The following is a 1,459-nucleotide window of genomic DNA, read 5'->3' on the forward strand; positions in this document are numbered from 1 at the left end:
CTATGGCAGGCAAGATATCCTAGAGTTATTCCGGTTAATTGATTGGCTAATTAGTTTACCCGATAGCTGGCAAACCGGCTTTACAGAAGAAATTAGACGTTATGAAGAGGAGAGTAGTATGCGTTACATTACTAGTTTTGAACGCCTTGCTCGTCAAGAGGGGATTGAAATCGGCCTTTTGGAAAAGGGTCGAGAATGGCTCCTGGAAGTACTTCGGATTCGTTTTGAAGATGTGCCTAGGGAGTTGGTGGAAACAATCAACCAAATTAAGGAGGACTCGATGTTGACAATGTTGCACAGACAGGCAATTACCATTGCTTCTGTAGAGGAGTTTATGGTTGTGGTTAATCAGCAGCTAGCTTCTGGTGAACAAAGTTCTGAGGAAAGTGGGACATGAAAATTTCCTAAATTATTGGGATGGTGAATGAAGAATTAATAATTTAGAATTTAGAATTTAGAATTGGATTTTTTTTCATTTTTCATTTTTCATTCTTCATTCTTCATTCTTCATTCTTCATTCTTCATTCTTCATTCTTCATTCTTTGTAAGCAATCAGATTAAGAAATTTTCTGTAATACTGATATCATTCCAAACCAACTTAATGCTAAAATATTCTCCTGCTTCGCCACTCACTTGCAACTTAAGATTTTCTGTCTCTCTGGCTTGGACTTGAATCACCACAATTCCTTCTTCATCTAGCACCATAATTTGTAAACCTTTGGGGAGAAGGTCTTGACCACCAGCGGGATACAGGTCAATGGATAGATTCATTTTGGGTGATTCTGTCCGATGTAGCTCCACTAATAAAGCTACTTGCTGATCACCCCAGCCGATCTCAGTACCGAGTAGCTTACCTCTTTTAACTCCTGCTGTAGTATGGAATTTGGTACTAGCTTCTTGATGCAGTCGCTCATGGGGGTTTCCCCCAAGACCGCGCTGCATCGCTTGGTGAAAGGAGTCACTTCTAAAACTGAAATTTCGCTCTGGGTATTGCTCTAAGATAGTCTCCACGTTGTCCCAACCCGGATCAAAACAATCCTCTAACCACCGCTTTAGTTGTACCACTCTTTCACTAGATGTTTCACTCGGTTTTAGTCGCTGTGGTGGGCTGGGGTCTAATTTAAAACTGTCTAATCTAAAACTATCCTTAGGAAATAGGGAAGGAGAAATGGGAAATGGGGAATGGGGCGCAGTATACCCTGCATCCCCTTGCCTTCCGGAACCTCTGCGAATAACGGGAACTGCTTGGTGGGTTTGTCCTGCTGGAATAATGGTGTGTAACATTAATAAGTTACTCCAATACACTCTGCAATTGTCATCATAATGGCCAGACAATCGCAAAATATCTCAGTTTTTGTCTCAGTTGTCTCAGTTTTGAATTATAGAAATTCTACGACTTTTGAGGTACAAATGTCTGGGTTTTAGGGAGCAGGGAGCAGGGAGCAGGGAGCAGGGAGCA

General features: G+C 41.6%; 1 protein-coding gene and 1 pseudogene. One reads left to right on the forward strand and one right to left on the reverse strand.

All coding sequences use genetic code 11. From position 1 onward, the window contains the following. Nucleotides 1-397 (forward strand): annotated as a pseudogene (locus F6K49_RS48580) (transposase); the annotation flags it as partial. Between the two features lie 155 nt (nucleotides 398-552). Here the strand turns inward: F6K49_RS48580 and F6K49_RS48585 are convergent. After that, nucleotides 553-1,284, reverse strand: a complete 732-nt coding sequence (locus tag F6K49_RS48585; protein WP_075898981.1) for a DUF1822 family protein — start codon at nucleotides 1,282-1,284, stop codon at nucleotides 553-555. Nucleotides 1,285-1,459 lie beyond the last annotated feature (175 nt).

It is taken from the genome of Moorena sp. SIO3I6, assembly GCF_010672095.1.